Genomic DNA, 18320 nt, shown 5'->3' on the forward strand with positions numbered 1-18320 from the left:
CACTATCTCTGAATGAAAACGGCACATGGGACCGCCTTTCCCGGCGCTTGTCCAGTCTAATACCCGGCAATCGTGCCTTGCAGAACCGTCTCCACCTGCCCGCTCAGGATCACCCCGCCACAGCCATCCCACTGCACGCTGACCGTGCCGCCGTCACATTGCACCTCGACCCGCTCGTCCAGCAGACCACGGCGAATACCGCCCACCACCGCGCCGCAACAGCAGGAACCCGAACCCTGCGCGATGCCGGCGCCCCGCTCCCAGATGCGCAGGCGGATATGACCGCGGTCCAGAACCTGGACGAAATGCACGTTGGTCCTTTTCGGAAACAGCGGATCGGTTTCGATCCTCGGCCCCAGCTCGGCCACGTCGACCGCGGCGATGTCCTCGACAAAGAAGGTGCAATGGGGATTGCCCATGCTGCAGGCCACCGGGCTGCCGGCAATCGGCAGGACCAGGGTGTCCATGGCCTCGGCCAGCGGTACCTCCTGCCAGGCCAGCGACGGTTTGCCCATGTCCACCGAAATCGCCCCGCCCTCCTCGCGCACGCAGGTCAGCAAGCCCCGGTTGCTCCTGAGCCGCACCGACGAGTTGCCCGACTCGCGCATCAGCAGGTCGGCCACCCCACGGGTGGCGCTGCCGCAGGTCTCGAGAGGCGAACCATCGCAGTTCCAGAACACCACCCGGGCCGCCGCATCCTCGCAATCGAGCACCACCGCCAACTGGTTGAAACCGATGCCACGGTGGCGGTCGCCCAGGCGCCGGGCCACCGTGCTGGTGATCGGGTCCGCCTGGCCACGACGGTCGATGACGACGAAGTCATCGCCATGGGCATGCATCTTTACAAAGCTGAGGGTCATGCGCGCTCCTGTCTGGGTGGGGGCATTCGGCGAACGCCAAGCATACGGGGATGGCGGACGGTCCGTCACGCGGCCGGGCTGCGGTTTGCCCGGCCCTGCTCTTCCAGCAATTGCACGAACACCGACAGGTTCTGCGACACGGTACCGCGGCGCCAGATCAGCCAGGTCTGCAGGTAACGAAAATCCGGCGACATCGGCCAGACACTGACAGTGCTGCAACCCGGCATGCTTTCGAGCATGCTGCGCGGCATCATCGCCAGGCCGGCACCGGCGCTGACGCAGGCCAGCATGCCGTGGTACGACTCCATCTCGAAGATCTTGCCGGGCACCGCCGCGTCGTGGCTGAACCAGCTCTCGAAGTGGTGACGGTACGAGCAGTTGGCTCGAAAGGCGTAGATGCTCTCGCCATTCACATCGGCGCCGCGGGTGATCGGCGCATGCTGCAGGGGCGCGATGATCACCATCTCCTCGTCCAACACCGGCACGCCTTCCAGGCTCGGGTGCAGAATCGGCCCGTCGACGAAGGCCGCCACCAGGCGCCCGGACAGCACGCCTTCGATCATGGTACCGGAGGGGCCGGTGGACAGGTCCAGCTCGACCTTGGCGTATTGCTGGTTGTAGGCCGCCAGCAGCGCCGGGATGCGCACCGCCGCCGTGCTCTCCAGCGAGCCGAGGGCGAACGGCCCCTGGGGCTCTTCCCCGGACACTGTCAACCGCGCCTCGGCGACCAGGTCGAGAATGCGCCGGGCATAGTCGAGGAAGCTCCACCCCGCCGGCGACAGGCGCAGGCGGCTCTTCTCGCGGATGAACAGTTCCACCCCGAGGTCCTGCTCCAACTGCTTGATGCGAGTGGTCAGGTTCGATGGCACCCGGTGAATGAGTTGTGCGGCGGCACTGATGCTGCCCTGCTCGGCAACAGCCTTGAAGATTTCCAGCTGGACCAGATCCACACCATTCTCCAATTGTGAATGTTTTGCTCAGTATTATTCAGTTTCCAGAAAAACAACAGCCCCGTAATCTGGCCCCATAACCCACCCGACAGGACGGTGCCATGATGACTGTGTCGAACCAGACCCACGCGATTTCGATCAACCCCTTCAATGGCCAGCAGATCGGCCACTATGCCTATGAGTCCGCCGAGCAGCTCGACGCAGCGCTGGCGCGCGCCGCCAAAGGCTACGCCAGCTGGCGCCGGACCAGCATCGCCCAGCGTGCGCAACGGATGGTCGCCCTGGCCGTAGCCCTGCGCGCCAACGCCAGCCGGATGGCCGAGATGATCACCCTGGAAATGGGCAAGCCGATCGCCCAGGCCCGTGGCGAAATCGAGAAATGCGCGCAACTCTGCGAGTGGTACGCCGAGCACGGCCCGGCCATGCTGGCGCCCGAACCGACGCTGGTGAACAACGGCAGCGCCCGTATCGAGTACCGCCCACTGGGCCCGATCCTGGCGGTGATGCCGTGGAACTTCCCGATCTGGCAAGTGCTGCGTGGCACGGTGCCGACCCTGCTGGCCGGCAACACCTACGTGCTCAAGCACGCACCGAACGTGATGGGCAGTGCCTACCTGCTGCTCGATGCGTTCAGGCATGCCGGTTTCCCAGAGGGCGTTTTCGAAGTGATCAACGTCACACCGGACGGTGTCTCCAAAGCCATCGCCGACCCGCGCATTGCCGCCGTGACCCTGACCGGCAGCGTGCGCGCCGGCACCGCCATCGGCTCTCAAGCCGGGGCGGCGCTAAAGAAATGCGTGCTGGAACTGGGCGGCTCCGACCCGTTCATCGTGCTCGATGATGCCGACCTCGACGCGGCGGTGCAGGCGGCGGTGATCGGCCGCTACCAGAACACCGGCCAGGTTTGCGCGGCCGCCAAGCGCCTGATCGTCGAGCAGGGCGTGGTCGAGGCATTCACCCGCAAGTTCGTCGAAGCCACCCGCAAACTGGTGGTGGGCGACCCGTTGTCGGCCGAGACCTACATCGGCCCGATGGCCCGTTTCGACCTGCGCGACGAGCTGGACCAGCAGGTCCAGGCGACCCTGGCCGAAGGCGCGACCCTGCTGCTGGGCGGCAGAAAGGTCGAAGGCAACGGCAACTTCTACGAGCCAACCGTGCTGGGCGGTGTCACCGACCGGATGACCTCGTTCAAGCAGGAACTGTTTGGCCCGGTGGCGTCGATCATCACCGCCCGTGACGCCCGCCATGCCGTGGCGTTGGCCAACGACAGCGAGTTCGGCCTGACCTCGACCGTCTACACCGCCAACGTCGAGCTGGCACGGCAGATGGCCGATGAGCTGGAAACCGGTGGCGTGTTCATCAACGGCTACAGCGCCTCCGACCCCCGCGTGGCTTTCGGCGGCGTGAAGAAGAGCGGTTTCGGCCGGGAACTGTCGCACTTCGGCGTGCGTGAGTTCTGCAACGCCCAGACCGTCTGGCTGGACCGCCACTGACAGCCCCTGGCTCGCCACTGCAACAGTGGCGAGCCATTGCTCCATGACCTGCCCAGCTCCAAAGTCATCTGATCCGTATTTTTCTTCGTTACCTGAATCTGTATCGGGATCAGATTTCCCCCGACAATAAGTCACCGCCCGGCGTCCCGGGTCGTGTTTGAGGGGAGAGTTCGATATGACTCGATTTTCGCTGCACCGCAATTCCTTGGCTCAGGAGGCCTGAAATCATGGGCAAGATGGCAATTTTCCTCGGCGGTTTCCTGCTACTGACCATAGCGATCGGCCTGCTGGGCACCATTTCTCCGACCTGAACGGCGGATGATGATTTCTCCCAGGCCCATGCCGGCCACAACCCTGAGGAGCGCCGCAGGTCAATCCTGAGCAGCGCTCCCGATCCTTCCCTTCACTACGGACGAGGGGGCGTCTGCGTGGGTGCCAGGTCGACGATCCACGGCTCGAACCGCTGCCCGAAGGCCACCGTCGCGCTGAAGCCGAAGGCGTCACTCTCGCGATCCTCGTAGCGCTGCCCACTGATCTGCTGCCGTATCGGCTCAAGCAGGCGGCTGAAGGCGGCGGGCACGTTGATATTGTCCGCCGCGACCTCACTGACACGCCCCGTCAGCAGCCGCGGCCGGTCTTCACCGCTGTCGAGCACCAGGGGCTCGATCCTGCCGGGCAGGATCAGGTATCGACGGGTATCCGGGTACTGCGCGCGCAGCGCCTGGGCATCCAGGCCGGCATCGATCAGGAACAGCCGGCTGTTGCCCTTCAGCTCGAAGGCCAGCGATCGGCTGGCCGCTTCCCGGGCATTTTTCTCCGTGACCCGCGCCTCGTATGCCCGAGCCTTTTCGACGGCCCGCCGATAGGCCGGACCATTGAACTCGAAGGCCAGGAACACGGGCCGGGAAAACCGCCTGGCGTAGCGGCTGCCCCTGTACTGTGTGTCGTAGGGTTTGGAGACATCGAAGCCCAGGCTCGCCAGCTTGTCCTTGTCCAGCCAGACGGTGATGTCGCCCGGGTCGGAAAAGGCGTTCTCGTACGGATGCAGCCCCCGCAGACGCAGGTGCAGCGACAGGCCGCTGTTGTCGGCATCATTGCCATACGGCAACTGCAGCTCACGCTGGGACAGGTTCAGTACCGCTTGCGGCGTTCCGCTGCGGTTATGGGCCACCCCGAGCAGAACCACCGCCTGGGTGACAAGCATCAGCGTCACACCGGCAATCAGGGTGTAACGGCGGGTCCAGTTGTTCATTGGACACCCCCGGCCTGCGGTGCCCTCAGTTTTTTGAGCACCACCAGCACCAGCACCGCAGCCAGGCCAACCACGAAGAAGAACAGGTACTTGGGCAGAGTCTCCCACCACCAGTCATAGAACTTGGTGAACAGAAAGATCACGAAGAAGGTCACACCGGTGTTGACCACATCCGGCCAATGCCAACGTACGCCGAGCCAGATCGCTGCGGCACTGAGCAGGAAACCCGCCACCTGATAGCCCTGTTCAACCCGCTTCGGATCGAACGCCAGGTAACTGCCCTCCCCCCAATGGGCCAGGACCAGCACCGGCACCAGCAGGGCCAGGAGCGCGGACACCCGGTAGGTCATGGCGAAGCCGGGGAAGCGCTTGTGCGGCATGAACCGCGCAGCCAGAGCGAGCAACACGGCTGCCGGGAAGAAGTTCTCCGGAATATCTCCCAGGTCCAGCCAGTATACCCCGGCCCAGCTACCCACCCGCGCGGCGACGAAGCCGGCCAGGCAGATGATCGCCGCCAACAGCAGCAGGCGCAGGTTGCAGCTGTAGGCCAGCAACAGGGCGAAGAGCCCCCAGACGACGAAGGCCTTGTCGGACGGGGCGATATTGAAGATCTGCCCCAGCATGCTGATATCGAGGACGAAGCAGGCAAACGCCACCAGGGCTGCCAGCTTGGTGAAATAGCCGGTGCTGTCGCGCCCCTGCAGCCAAATCGTGGCGATGAAGGTCAGCAGTGGCGCCAACAGCAGCGTCGAGACCTGGGCGACGGTCGAGAACGTGCCCCAGAAGCGGTAGAAGAGAAAGAACACGCTGGCCGCCAGCGCCAGTGCACCGAGAAACGAGGCAATGCGCATGCCCGTCGACAACTGCCGGGAACTGGTGGTCAGGTCGATATCGAAGGCATCGCGGTAGTGGGCGAGCAGCGCCTGGTGATGGCGGGTCAGGCCGAGCTGCTGCTCGGCAGAGAGTTGCAGCGCGCCTTCGCGTTCGAGCCGGTCCAGCTCCAGCTGGAACACTCGTATATCGTCGGCGCGCTGCTGGGCTTCTGTCTGGGTGAGTAGACTCATCGGGCAATCCATTGACCGGGGGCGAGTCCGATAGCGCTCGCCACCCCGAGTGCGAATGCTATGCCCAATCCCCTCTTCCGTGCGACCCGTTTGTGCGGGGGCCCGAAAACCCGGGAGCCTCCACCAATCGGCTACGGCTATCCGGTCCTCAGGCCAGCTCGGCACGCAGTTGGCGGGCTGCGCTCACCATGTTCACCAGTGCCGCCTCGGTCTCCGGCCAGCCACGGGTCTTCAGCCCGCAATCCGGGTTGACCCACAGGCGCTCGGCCGGAATCCGCCGGGCCGCCTTGCGCAGCAGGTTGGCCATCTCGGCCACCTCGGGTACCCGTGGCGAGTGGATATCGTAGACACCCGGGCCGATTTCATTCGGGTAGGCGAACGCTTCGAAGGCCTCCAGCAACTCCATGTCCGAGCGCGAGGTTTCGATGGTGATCACATCCGCATCCATCGCGGCGATGGACTCGATCACATCGTTGAACTCGCTGTAGCACATGTGGGTATGGATCTGGGTTTCATCACGTACACCCGAGGCGCACAGGCGGAAGGATTCGGTGGCCCAGTCCAGGTAGTGCTGCCACTGGGCCTGGCGCAGCGGCAGGCCTTCGCGGAAGGCGGCTTCGTCGATCTGCACGATGCGGATGCCGGCCGCTTCCAGGTCGACGACCTCATCGCGGATCGCCAGTGCCAGTTGCCGGGCCTGCACTTCACGGGTCACGTCCTCCCGTGGGAACGACCACATCAGCATGGTCACGGGACCGGTGAGCATGCCCTTCATCACCTTGTCGGTGAGGCCCTGGGCGTACCGGATCCACTCCACGGTCATGGCTTGCGGACGGCTCAGGTCACCGAAGATCACCGCCGGTTTCACGCAGCGCGAACCGTAGCTCTGCACCCAGCCGAAACGGGTGAATACATAGCCGTCCAGTTGCTCGGCGAAGTACTCGACCATGTCATTGCGCTCGGCCTCACCGTGCACCAGCACATCCAGCCCCAGGTGCTCCTGGATCTGCACGGCATGACGGATCTCGCTGTGCATCGCCTCGATGTAGTCGGACTCGGTCAACTTGCCCTGCCTGAACGACTGGCGGGCCAGGCGGATCGCGGCGGTCTGCGGGAACGAACCGATGGTGGTGGTCGGCAACAGCGGCAGGTTCAGACCCGCGCGCTGCTTCCCGATCCGTGTGGTGAACGGCGACTGGCGCTGGCTGTCCCGGGCCGTGATGGCTGCCACACGGGCCTGCACGGCCGGCTTGTGGATGCGTGGCGACGCGGCGCGGCTGGCCTGGACGACACGGCTGTCGGCCAGGGCCTTCTGCACCTCTGCCGCGTGCGGTTCGCTCACGGCCCGCGCCAGCAGCGCCACCTCTTCACACTTCTGCACGGCAAAGGCCAGCCAGCTTTTCAGCTCGGCATCGAGCTGGTCTTCACGTGCCAGGTCGACCGGGCTGTGCAGCAGCGAGCAGGACGGCGCCACCCACAGGCGATCGCCCACCCGCTCATGGGCGTGCTGCACCACCGCCAGGACCTTTTCCAGATCGCAGCGCCAGACGTTACGGCCGTTGACCACGCCCAGGGAGAGGATCTTGTAGGCCGGCAGGCGGTCGAGAATGGTCGGGTACTGGTCGGGCGCACGGACCAGGTCGATATGCAGGCCATCGACCGGCAGGTTGGCGGCCAGGCCGAGGTTCTCTTCCAGGCCGCCGAAGTAGGTGGCGACCAGCTTCTTCAACGGGTCGCGCTGAATCAGGTTGTAGGCCCGCTCGAAGGCGTTCTTCCACGCCTGTGGCAGGTCGAGGGCCAGGATCGGCTCATCGATCTGTACCCATTCCACGCCCTGTTCGGCCAGGCGCTGGAAGATCTGGCCGTACAGCGGCAGCAGGCGCTCCAGCAGGTCGAGCTTGTCGAAGTCGCCGCCCTTGGCCTTGCCCAGCCACAGGTAGGTCAGCGGACCGATCACCACCGGCTTGACCGGGTAGCCCAATGCACGGGCTTCGGCGACTTCCTCGAACAGTTGCTCCCAACCCAGCTGGAACGACTGGTCGGCGCTGAACTCCGGGACCAGGTAGTGGTAGTTGGTGTCGAACCACTTGGTCATTTCCTGGGCGTGGGCACCGCCGCAGCAACGGTCGCTGACGCCACGGGCCATGCCGAACAGGGTCTGCAGGGTAGCCTTGCCGTCGTGCGGGCGGAAACGTTCGGGGATCACGCTGAACATCAGCGAGTGGGTCAGCACCTGGTCGTACCAGGCGAAGTCGCCCACCGGCAGCAGTTCGATACCGGCGTTCTTCTGCAGGTCCCAATGGGCCTTGCGCAGTTCGGCACCGACGGCGCGCAGGCCGGCCTCGTTCAGTTCACCCTTCCAGAAGGCTTCCTGTGCCTTCTTCAGTTCGCGGTCGCGGCCAATGCGCGGAAATCCAAGGGAATGGGCCAAAGCCATGACAAAAACTCCTGTGTGTTGATGGGAGCCATTGTCGTTATCCGACCACTATTGAGACAAACTCATTTTAATCTTGATGATCACCAGTTTAATTCATGTTCCACCTGGACCTCACGAAAACCGTACAGCCCATCCTGGATAACACCGACAGTTTGCCCAGAGCCCATCGCCATAAAGACGCCTCGGTTTCCATCGTTCTGTATGATGGCGCGCTTTTGTCGCCCGGATGTCGAGGAATCGTTGATGTACAAGGCTTACCGCAGGTCCGGCCAACGCGCCGCCCCGCGTATCACTCTCGGGCTGCTGATCGCCACCGGCCTGCCCGCCGTACAGGCTGCCGAAACCGAGCTGCCGGCGGTCAATGTGGTCGGCGAGGACACCAGCGGCTACCGTGCCGACAACGCCTCGGTCGCCGGTTTCGACAGTGCGCCGCTGCGCGATACCCCGGCGTCGGTCTCGGTGATCACCGATTCGTTGCTCAAGGACCAGCAGGCGCGCCTGCTCAGCGAGGTGCTGCGCAACGACGCGGCGGTGGGCCAGAGCTATGCGCCGGTGGGCTACTACGAGAACTTCAACGTGCGCGGCTTTACCCTCAACGCCGCCAACAGCTACCGGATCAATGGCCGCAGCATCACCGGCGAGCAGAACGTGGGCCTGGAGAACAAGCAGCAGGTCGAAGTGCTCAAGGGCCTGTCCGGCCTGGCAAGCGGGGTCAGCGAACCCGGCGGCGTGATCAACTACGTGACCAAGCGCCCGGCCGACGTGCGCTCGGTCACCGTGTCCACCGACGACCGCGGCAGCGGCTACCTGGCCACCGATGTCGGCGGCTGGTTCGGCCCCGAGCGGCAGTTCGGCCTGCGGGCCAACGTGGCCCACGAGGACATACGGTCCTATGTCGAGCACACCAACGGCAAGCGCGATTTCGCCTCGCTGGCCTTCGACTGGAACATCAGCCCCGACGCCCTGCTGCAACTGGATGTCGAGTACCAGAACAAGCAGCAGCGTTCGGCGCCCGGCTACCAGTTGCTCGGTGGCACCGAGCTACCCCACGGTGCCTCGCCGCGCAAGCTGCTGGGTCACCAGAGCGGTTCGCCGCAGGTCGGCAACGATGCGCTGAACATCAATGGTTTGTTCGAGTACCACTTCAACGACAGTTGGAAAGGCAGCCTGAGCGCTTCGCGCAGTCGGGTGGTGATCGATGACTACAGTTCGTTTGCCTGGGGTTGCGGTTACCTGAGCAACTGTCCATCGGGCTCACTCGGCAACTCTTTCACTCCCGAAGGCGACTACGACATCTACGATTTCCGCAGCCCCGACGACACTCGGCGCAACGACGAAATCCAGGCCGCCCTCAGTGGCAGCTTCGACGCTGGTGGCCTTGGGCACGAATTGACCGTGGGCACCAGTGCGTTCCGTCGCGTGGTCGATCAGCACAACCCCATCAATGAAAGGATCGGCAACGGCAATATCGACGGCGACCCGGAGAACTTCCCGCGTTACGACGGCGCCATCGGCCCCTCCTATCGCCACCTGGACAGCCGCCAATACGGACTCTTCGCCACCGACCGCATCCGCTTCAACGACCAATGGCAAACCATCCTCGGCGGCCGCGAGGTGCGTCTGGACGAACGCACCTTCGACCAGACCGGTGATACCGCTCGGCATACCCGGCAATACGTGTTCCTGCCCGAGGCGGCGCTGATCTACAAACCGATCGAAGACCTGTCGCTGTACACCCGCTACAGCAAGGGGCTGTCATTGGGCGGTACCGCGCCGTGGTTTGCCAGCAACGCGTTCGAGACCTTGGCACCCACGGTCTCGCGCCAGATCGAGGCCGGGATCAAGTACGACTGGCGACGCATGACCCTCGCCGCCGCGCTGTTCCAGATCCGCCAGGGCTACCAGTACGCCAAGCCTGACGGCAACGGTAACTTCACCTACGTCCAGCAGGGCCAGCAGAAGAACACCGGCCTGGAACTGTCGGCCAACGGCTGGGCGACCCAGCGCCTGCAGATCGCCGCCAGCGTCGCGGCGATCCGGGCACGCGTCACCGACACCGGCACGCCGAGCTACGAAGGGCACCAGGCGATCAACGTGCCGCAGCTACGCGCCAGTCTGTCCGGCGACTACGCCCTGCCCTGGCTCGACGGCCTGGCGCTGCTCGGCGGGATGCAGTACAGCGGCCGCAAGTCCGCCAGCCATCAAGGCGGAGCCGAGACCGGCGCCTACGCGATCTTCAACGTCGGCAGCCGCTACAGCACGCGCATCGACGGCTACAACACGGTGTTCCGCCTGACCGTGGACAACCTGTTCGACAAACGCTACTGGCGCGATGTCGGCGAGTACATGGGCGACGACTACCTGTTCCAGGGCGCGCCGCTCACTGCGCGCTTGAGTGCCTCGGTCAACTTCTGAGGCCGTGAGGTTCACGGCGTGCCGTTGCGACCATGCAGGCGGAAACCGGCACGTTGGCCCAGGCGTTCGTAATAGGCACTGACCGCGGGGAAGTCCGGGTGCTCCAGCGGGGTTTCGAACCAGCGGTTCACCGACAGCCCGATCGGGATGTCCGCCAGGGAAAACTCGCTGCCGCTGACATACGCGCCCGTCGCCTCGAGTTGCCGGTCCAGGATCGCCATGTGCCTGGACCACTGCCGGCAACCTTCCGCCAGCGCTTGTGGGTCCTGATGGGCGGCACTTTTGCGGACCAGTGCCATGAATGCATAGCCCCAGGACTTGTTGAAGTCGGTGGCCTGCCAGTCCATCCATTGGTCCACCCGAGCCCTGGCCCTGGCCTCTGCCGGATACAGGTGCAAGGCGTTGGCACGGTTCGCCAGGTACCGGATGATCGTGTTGGATTCCCACAGCACGAACCCGTCGTCCCTGATCACGGGCACCATCGCATTGGGGTTGAGCGCCATGAATTCGGCGCTGTCGGTTTCCCTGAAACCTGCGCCCCAGTCCTGTCGCTCGAAAGGAATCTGCAACTCGGCACAGGTCCAGAGCACCTTGCGCACATTGATCGAGGAAGCCTTACCCAGGATTTGCAGCATCTCATCTCCTTATGATCGGGGAACACGAGTTTCACATATATCGACATTGTCCCCAGCAGAGCGAGACATTAAACGAGAGCGGTCATTCAACTCAAGATTTGTTTAAAAGTGTTGCCTGAATTTCGTCAAAAGACTATTTTGCTGGCTGTACGCAAGATTTTTCCGTAGTCACTCCCGCCAAAGTCGAAACATCAACTCACAGAAAGTTTAAACCTGCCCCCTGATCATATCCGCCCCCAATGGCCGGCTGGACAGACCTGCCCGAAAGGACAGGTGTACAAGGCTATGTGCCTGGTTTTAAATCCAATACATGTAACTGCCGGCACTCACTAATCGTGAATACAATCAACTTGTCGCCAGCGGTACTTACTTCCCTATAAGCAACAGCCCATAACCGGAGTTTGATCAATGCAGGTCGCTATCTTTCAAGTTGATGCCTTTGCTTCCCGGGTCTTTGCCGGCAACCCGGCGGCTGTTTGCCCGCTGGATCACTGGTTGACCGATGAACAACTACAGGCGATTGCCGCAGAAAACAATCTTTCCGAAACCGCCTATTTCGTCCAGCAGGGCGATGTCTATGAACTGCGCTGGTTCACCCCGCTGGTCGAGGTCGAGTTATGCGGGCATGCGACACTGGCGGCCGCCTGGGTCATCCTCAACAAGCTGGGCGTCGACGCGCCAGTCCTGAGGTTTTCGACCCGCAGCGGAGAATTGCGGGTCCGTCGCTCCGGCAGCGGGCTGACCCTGGACTTCCCGGCGAAAATCGCCGAGCCCTGCACGCCCCCGGCGGATCTGCTGCCCGCACTGGGCCTGGAGTCGGCAGACGTCTTGGCCACCGACGACTTCATCGTCGTCGTGCCTGACGAGCAGATCGTGGAGAAACTGAAACCGGACTTTGCCCGCCTCAAGGGCTTGCCGCTACGGGGTGTCGTGGTGACGGCCCAAGGTCGCGAGTTCGATTTCGTCTCGCGCTGGTTCGGCCCGAATGTCGGGGTCAACGAAGACCCGGTGACAGGCTCGGCGCACACCTCGCTGATGCCCTACTGGGCCGGCGTCCTGGACAAACAGATATTGACAGCACAACAGGGCGGCCTGCGCAAAGGTCAGTTGCGCTGCGAAATGGCTGGCGACCGTGTGCTGATAACGGGAGAGTCGGTGCTCTACATGGTCGGCGAAATCACCCTTGAGGGTCTGTAGCGTGCGCTGCGCCGGAGAAATACGCTGGCGTATTTCTCCGGCGGCCCATCTGGATTCCCCGCCAGTGATTCAGTTACAGCGCCAGGTCAATGAAGCATGCCCAGGGCATAGGCCTTCATCGCCGCTTCCACCTTGTTGCTGGAGTGCAGCTTGCGCATGGCATTGACCAGGTGGAATTTCACCGTTCTTTCGTCGATGGACAGGATCTGCCCGGTTTCGGAATAGGTTTTGCCCGTTGCCGACCACTTCAAGGTTTCCACCTCCCTGGCCGTGAGGGATGCGCCCACTTCAGGGATGTAACTGGGGGCAATGAAGTCGAGCATGGTGGAATGTGCAAGATGGGCGATCCACACCAGCCTGGCTTCTTTCTCGTTGAACTCCAATGATGTGATCGGGCTGGCCGATCTGACCAGAGAGAGCATGCCGATGGTGTCGTGCTTTGCCCGAGAGGGCGTACACCAGCCATGGACCAGCTGATAATGCTTGGCATCCTCCCAGAAATGAAGATGCTCGGTGAATGCATCGGCGGACCAACAGAGTGGCCGGTGCTCGGTCAGGCCATGTTTCACCGTCGGGTCGATAGTGAAATAGTTGTTATCGATGTAGCGACTCTCCCAGGCCGGCGAGTAATTGGATGACAAATGAAATTTCGGACTGGAAATGGGTAATGGAAAACGAATTCCCAATGAGTACCGATCAAACTCGAAAGACCGAACAACCGATTCGAGCAATACCAGAAATTCCTCTTTTGTTTTCGCCTGCGCAAATAGCGAAAGATAGTGTTCACGCCAATCGGACATAGCTAATTACCTTTAGTGAGGGTGCAAGGGATAGTCCCGACTCCAATGTTTTGGAGTTTGGATGCCAGGACGGACGGGGAATCTATTTGAAAAATAAAACCAACAATCAGGCAGAGTAATTCAGATGCAATCGCTAGCCCCAGACCAGTTGATACGCCTGTCTTATCCGGAGTTGATTGGCTTGTCATTCCAGCCTTGTCTTGCCTGGATCGACACTAGCCTGACTGCCGAATTAAAAGAATTCGGACTGCCTGTTGCCTATGCTGGATACAGTGAATGGGAGTGCCAGGACTCCGCACCAAAACTGAGCATTAGTTGGAATTGGTTCAAGGAAGCTTTTTCTGGAAAAGTCCTTATAGCACCGGGAGGAATCAGTTGCAACATCATGTTACGTTCACCCCGTGGTTATGATCTGGGCAGCGATATGACACAACAACTGCTCTTTGTCTGGATATCCAGACAAGGTTTGCAGTGTCAGTTGCCGAGCAGCTTAATAGTCGGGCATGACAGTTGACCGCGGTCATGCAGCAACATCCAGCGATGCACCGTATTGGTTTGGAGGGAATATAGCGGCACCGGAAAGAGGCAGTGAAGATGGCACTTTAGAAGCTGCCCTTTTGGGCAGCTAGGCTTTTGCAGACCCATGACTTCTAATTCGCGGAACTGGATTGGAAGCTGGTGCGGAATGCTGAATATAATAAATGGTACAGCGCGACAACTCCCTTCTGAGCTCATCGCCGGGCTCGGGTTATTTCGCTACAGAATCTTCGTCGAGAAAATGGGTTGGCCTCTGCAGTGCGAGGAAGGCCTGGAGTCCGACGAATTTGATGACGAAGACACCTACTATGTCATTGCTCGAGACAGGCACGGCAATGTATGCGGCTGCGCACGCATGTTGTCGACGAGCAGAGACTATCTTCTCGAACAGATCTTCCCGGGTTTGATGGGCGATATACCGTTGCCCAAGTCGAACGACATCTGGGAACTTTCCCGCTTTGCCGTCAATTCATCGGACAGCGATGCCCCGAGTACTGACCATTGGCTGGATACATGCCGTTTGGTGAAGCAGGTCGTCAGAGTCGCGCAAGACCATGAGGTTAAAAGACTCATCGCCTTTTCTGCTGTCGGCAACGAACGACTGCTCAGAAGAATGGGCGCGGATGTACACCGTGTGTCCAGCGCCCAGTTGATCGATGGAAAACCCGTAGTTGCATTCTGGATCGAGATTAACGAGAAAACGATAAAGGCCTTGTCTGCCTACTAGGCGAGACGCTGGATGATTATATAAAACCTGGACTAAAGGACTAACCATGATTCTCTATCTGATAGGCGTTGCCCTGGCGGTACTGGCTCTCGAACATATTATCCCAGGATGGAAGTTGCCCAAGGTCAGTACCTGGTTCTTCAGATCAATGACCCTCAACATCATTCAGATCGCGGTGGCGCTGCTGGCCGGTGTCTCCTGGAACAAATGGATGCAGGGCCACAGCCTGTTCCATATCTCTGAAAGTCTCAGCCCGCTCGCGGCAGGTTTCGTCGCGTACTTCATCAATACCTTCGTGACCTACTGGTGGCACCGCTGGCGTCACGCCAACAACGCCTTGTGGCGCCTGTTCCACCAGATTCACCATGCCCCGCAACGGATTGAAGTCTTCACCTCGTTCTACAAACACCCCACGGAAATGGTCTTCAACTCGATGCTCGGTAGCGCCGTGGCCTACGTGTTGCTGGGCATCAGTATCGAGGCCGGTGCCTTCTATGTGATGTTCGCGGCACTGGGCGAGATGTTCTATCACACCAACATCCGTACCCCGCACTGGCTCGGCTACTTCTTCCAGCGCCCGGAGATGCACAGGGTCCACCACCAGCGTGATCGCCACGAGTGCAACTACAGCGACTTTCCGATCTGGGACATGCTGTTCGGCACCTTCGAGAACCCCAAGGAAAATTTCGCCCCCCAAGGCTTTTCCGACAACAAGGAAAACCGTTTCCTCGACATGCTGCTGTTCAAGGATGTTCATGAAGCGCCAGCCGTCATGAAGGCCCCTGAAAGCGTGAATCAAGAGTCACTGGTCAAACGCGGGTAATTGATATGTTCCTGAATATTGATTCACGCCTGAGTCGCGACCTCTTGAAGTGCATCAACTGCGGGATTCCGCATGATGCGTTGAATGTCCCCAAGGAGCCGGAGTTCCTCTCCAGAAGAATCGAGGCCCTGCGCCACCAATACGCCGAGCTGCGCAGGTCTTTCGGCAACAAGACGCTGCCCGTGAGCAACTACCTGTTTTACATGATGCTCAAGGACAAGTATTCAGAGTTCGACTTTGAGCTGCCGACGAATTCCAAGGCGCGGGTACTGACCAATATCCACGTGTTCAAGACCAAGGGACGCATACCTTCGATCGCATCGTTGCTGCTGTCCGATGAACATGCCGCGAAGTCCTCCGTCGAGCTCAAGTACACGAATGTCGCGCACATTGAACGGTATGGCTCGGCCCTGTCGCAGCTGTTGAGCGAAGGTGGCTTGATGCCGCCGACGCAGACCGCGATGGAAGGCGTCGTCGCGCAGATCCATCGCAGCCAGTCATTGGGTCGGCGCCTGACCATCGTCAGTGCGATATGCCCGGACTACTCCTATGTCATGGATGCCGAAGGCAGGCCCCGCTACACCTTTACCCACGTGGGGGCCAAACCGGGGCTGGCGGGCGAGAAGCTGCTCAAGGTGGACAGTGCCCTGAGTGAGTTCTCGAACGCGGTGGGTGTTCCCCTGGAACACAAGCTGTTCGGCGGCGAGTTCGAGTACATCTCGTTCAACCGCAACGCGAATTCGGCCAACGCCCGCGATGAGTTTCTCGACAAGGTCAATCGGCAATTGCTGACGATCGGCAATCAACTGAGCGCACCGGCCGTCACGGGGTCGTTCTTTGAACTGTGTGGTGATGAACAGGGTTGGCATGAGCGCCATCAGGCCATTCTGCAGCGGCTGCGCTCGGGGGACTATGGCCAGACCGGTCTGGACCACGGACAGATGGAAGAGATCTTCGAATCCAGACGTCCACTGTATTCCAAATGGTTCGTTGGCCAGAGTGACGAAACCATCTGGAACAACTTTCTCTCGCAAGCCGCTGAATATGCCCTGATGGGAGGCATATTCCTGGAGGCCTATCAGGACTTCGTGGTCCTGGCTGTCGACCACTACAAGATGGAACCGTTCTACTCCTTCTTCGGCCCGGTCGCTGTCTTGTATGTGAAAACGGATTATCTATAGGCGATGTAGGGATACTGCCAATATGAAACAGGAACTTTTTAGTACCCGCTATACAAAATACGGACACGGTATCGATGTCCGCGCCACTTATGCGCACTTGCCGCTCCAGGCCTTCTGGACCTGGGTGACGGGCAAGTCCGGCAACCAGAATCCACCGAAAGGACCCAAGGAAACACTGCTGAAACCCTGGCAACTGTTTCTGCAGATCAGCTGGGGTTACGCGGTGTTCATCGCCGCGGTCCTGCTCGGCAACGAACTGCTGCAGGCGGATCTGCACTGGGCGACCAAACTGCTGCTGTCGATTCCCATGATCTGCATGGTGGTCAACCGCCAGCGAGGACTTCTGCATACCTTCCACTACACCATTCACGGTGCCGGCATCGCCAACAGGCGACTGGCCAAGTTTGTCTGCAAGTGGGTGCTGTCGATGCCCATCGTGCATACCCCGTGGAATAACTACATGAAACTTCATGTCAGTGAACACCACAGCGTCAATACCTTTTGCACGGACAAGGATGTCGACCTGCAGTTCATGGCTGCCCATGGTTTCTACAAGGGCATGAGCGAGCGCGAATACTGGACCAAACTGGTCTTGGCCCCGTTTCATCCGATGCGCATCTATGAGCACATCAAGTTCAGGCTCGAAGTCAACTTCATCAAGACCGACCGGCATGAAAGGATCAGCCGCGCAATCTATTGGGCCTTGCTGCTGACCGGCGTCTACCTGTCCGGCTACATGCTGCCCTTTGCCGTGTTCTATCTGCTGCCGATCTTTCTGGTGACGCAGTTCTCGTCCTGGATCCAGCACGTCACCGAACACCTGTGGTTTGCGCAAAACACCCGGGGGCTGCCCAAGTACATCTTCTACGGATCGCTGAGCTGGGGTCGCTTCTTCGGACGCCCCTACCCCGCGAACCACACCGGCTGGGCCTTCGCCTGGCGGGTAGTGACGTGGGGGCTGGCCGTGGTCTTCATCGATATCCCCCTGCGGGTCTTTTCCTTCATGCAGGACCTGCCCAGCCATGACTTTCACCATCGCAACCCGGGGGTGAACTTCTGGAGCATCGCCCCGGAGCGGGCCGCCAACGAATCGCTGGCATCGCGATTCGGCCCGATGACCGAAACCTGGAGCATGACCGAGAGCTTCCTGATCCTGCGCGACCATCTTTGCCGGAATGAAAGCGATCCCTTCGGGATCTGCGCCTGGTACGACGCGAACAAGCAGCACCTTGAAACCCAGACCGCGCGCAAGGCGTCAGCGGTAGAAGCCGAAGCTTAATAACCACTCTCAACGAAGGAACGTGAAATGAACATTGTCGAAGTCGCAAAAAAAGAATTGGCAAACAACGGCTCTTTTTACTCCAGCGCCACCGGGTTTCTGTACAGCCAGGATGACTGGGATGAAATCAATGCCATCCTGGCCAACCCGTCGCTGCCCTGGGAGCAGGTGTATATCGGTGACGCCGACGAACTCAACGACCTCACGGTCGCCCGTTTCATGACCGATGTCGAACGACCGACCCGGGTCAACCAGCCGCTCGCCGATCACATGATCTCGCTGGTGTGCAACGACAAATTGCTGAGTTTCGTCTCCCGGCTGCTCGATGGCGACGAGTTCCATATTCGGCGCATGCAGGTCAACAAGATGAAGGACGGCTCCTTCATCGGCAAACACCTGGATATCGATAGCAACCCCGACTACCTCTATTCGATCGTCCTGCAACTGGGCAAGCACTTCGCCGGTGGCGAATTCCTGATTTTCAACAAACAGGACGAACAGGTGAATCTGATCCGCCCCGAGTTGCAGTCCCTGGTGATCACCGATTGTTCCTTCCCCCATCAGGTCGAAGCCGTCACCGAGGGTGAACGGGTATCGCTGGTGTTTTTCGTGAGCAAGTACGCAGAGAAAAATCGTCGGGTGGCGTGATTTCACTGATCCGGGAAGTGGG

Annotated in this window: 16 protein-coding genes; 9 read left to right on the forward strand and 7 right to left on the reverse strand. The window is 60.7% G+C overall.

Annotated features, from left to right (window positions below; all coding sequences use genetic code 11):
• Positions 1-56: 56 nt before the first annotated feature.
• The gene (gene dapF / locus ACZ5KU_RS17900) at positions 57-860 is read right to left on the reverse strand and encodes a diaminopimelate epimerase (RefSeq protein WP_054061123.1); all 804 of its coding nucleotides are present in this window, start codon (positions 858-860) and stop codon (positions 57-59) included.
• Positions 861-925: 65 nt separating this feature from the next.
• Positions 926-1810: a putrescine utilization regulator PtrR gene (ptrR, locus tag ACZ5KU_RS17905; protein WP_464735932.1), complete on the reverse strand. Its 885-nt coding sequence runs from the start codon at positions 1808-1810 to the stop codon at positions 926-928.
• A gap of 101 nt (positions 1811-1911) precedes the next feature.
• On the opposite strand from ptrR, the gene ACZ5KU_RS17910 reads away from it, so the two are divergent.
• Complete coding sequence (locus tag ACZ5KU_RS17910) at positions 1912-3303, forward strand: aldehyde dehydrogenase family protein (RefSeq protein WP_054061122.1); 1392 nt, start codon at positions 1912-1914, stop codon at positions 3301-3303.
• A gap of 406 nt (positions 3304-3709) precedes the next feature.
• On the opposite strand, the gene ACZ5KU_RS17915 is transcribed toward ACZ5KU_RS17910, so the two are convergent.
• The 3 genes from ACZ5KU_RS17915 to metE form a co-directional block, all read right to left on the reverse strand.
• Positions 3710-4555 carry a DUF4824 family protein gene (locus ACZ5KU_RS17915; protein WP_054061121.1) on the reverse strand — a complete coding sequence of 282 codons (846 nt, stop codon included), beginning with the start codon at positions 4553-4555 and terminating at the stop codon, positions 3710-3712.
• On the reverse strand, positions 4552-5619 hold the full coding sequence (locus tag ACZ5KU_RS17920) for a DUF2157 domain-containing protein (protein WP_054061120.1): 1068 nt from the start codon (positions 5617-5619) through the stop codon (positions 4552-4554). Before ACZ5KU_RS17920 ends, ACZ5KU_RS17915 begins: the two co-directional genes overlap by 4 nt.
• A gap of 148 nt (positions 5620-5767) precedes the next feature.
• Entirely contained in the window at positions 5768-8056 is a 2289-nt protein-coding gene (gene metE / locus ACZ5KU_RS17925) for a 5-methyltetrahydropteroyltriglutamate--homocysteine S-methyltransferase (protein WP_054064532.1), read from the reverse strand.
• A gap of 243 nt (positions 8057-8299) precedes the next feature.
• Here metE and ACZ5KU_RS17930 point away from each other — a divergent pair, with 243 nt between their 5' ends.
• Positions 8300-10471 (forward strand): TonB-dependent siderophore receptor, encoded by a 2172-nt coding sequence (locus tag ACZ5KU_RS17930; protein ID WP_054064533.1) that lies wholly within the window; start codon positions 8300-8302, stop codon positions 10469-10471.
• 11 nt (positions 10472-10482) lie between these two features.
• Here the strand turns inward: ACZ5KU_RS17930 and ACZ5KU_RS17935 are convergent, their stop codons facing one another.
• A complete protein-coding gene (locus tag ACZ5KU_RS17935) occupies positions 10483-11106 on the reverse strand; it encodes a glutathione S-transferase family protein (protein ID WP_054059297.1) in 624 nt (207 codons plus the stop codon).
• 408 nt (positions 11107-11514) lie between these two features.
• On the opposite strand from ACZ5KU_RS17935, the gene ACZ5KU_RS17940 reads away from it, so the two are divergent.
• On the forward strand, positions 11515-12303 hold the full coding sequence (locus ACZ5KU_RS17940; RefSeq protein WP_054059296.1) for a PhzF family phenazine biosynthesis protein: 789 nt from the start codon (positions 11515-11517) through the stop codon (positions 12301-12303).
• A gap of 86 nt (positions 12304-12389) precedes the next feature.
• On the opposite strand, the gene ACZ5KU_RS17945 is transcribed toward ACZ5KU_RS17940, so the two are convergent.
• The gene (locus ACZ5KU_RS17945) at positions 12390-13103 is read right to left on the reverse strand and encodes an autoinducer binding domain-containing protein (protein ID WP_054059295.1); all 714 of its coding nucleotides are present in this window, start codon (positions 13101-13103) and stop codon (positions 12390-12392) included.
• A 124-nt stretch (positions 13104-13227) separates the two neighbouring features.
• On the opposite strand from ACZ5KU_RS17945, the gene ACZ5KU_RS17950 reads away from it, so the two are divergent.
• The 6 genes from ACZ5KU_RS17950 (at position 13228) to ACZ5KU_RS17975 (ending at position 18298) form a co-directional block, all read left to right on the forward strand.
• Entirely contained in the window at positions 13228-13617 is a 390-nt protein-coding gene (locus ACZ5KU_RS17950) for a DUF4902 domain-containing protein (protein WP_081009934.1), read from the forward strand.
• 171 nt (positions 13618-13788) lie between these two features.
• The gene (locus tag ACZ5KU_RS17955) at positions 13789-14367 is read left to right on the forward strand and encodes an acyl-homoserine-lactone synthase (RefSeq protein ID WP_054059294.1); all 579 of its coding nucleotides are present in this window, start codon (positions 13789-13791) and stop codon (positions 14365-14367) included.
• 46 nt (positions 14368-14413) lie between these two features.
• The gene (locus tag ACZ5KU_RS17960) at positions 14414-15190 is read left to right on the forward strand and encodes a sterol desaturase family protein (protein ID WP_054059293.1); all 777 of its coding nucleotides are present in this window, start codon (positions 14414-14416) and stop codon (positions 15188-15190) included.
• 5 nt (positions 15191-15195) lie between these two features.
• Positions 15196-16371, forward strand: a complete 1176-nt coding sequence (locus ACZ5KU_RS17965; RefSeq protein WP_054059292.1) for a hypothetical protein — start codon at positions 15196-15198, stop codon at positions 16369-16371.
• 22 nt (positions 16372-16393) lie between these two features.
• Positions 16394-17650 carry a hypothetical protein gene (locus ACZ5KU_RS17970; protein ID WP_192842738.1) on the forward strand — a complete coding sequence of 419 codons (1257 nt, stop codon included), beginning with the start codon at positions 16394-16396 and terminating at the stop codon, positions 17648-17650.
• 27 nt (positions 17651-17677) lie between these two features.
• Positions 17678-18298: a 2OG-Fe(II) oxygenase gene (locus ACZ5KU_RS17975; protein ID WP_054059290.1), complete on the forward strand. Its 621-nt coding sequence runs from the start codon at positions 17678-17680 to the stop codon at positions 18296-18298.
• Positions 18299-18320: the final 22 nt, after the last annotated feature.

This window comes from Pseudomonas sp. Tof1 (assembly GCF_055390395.1).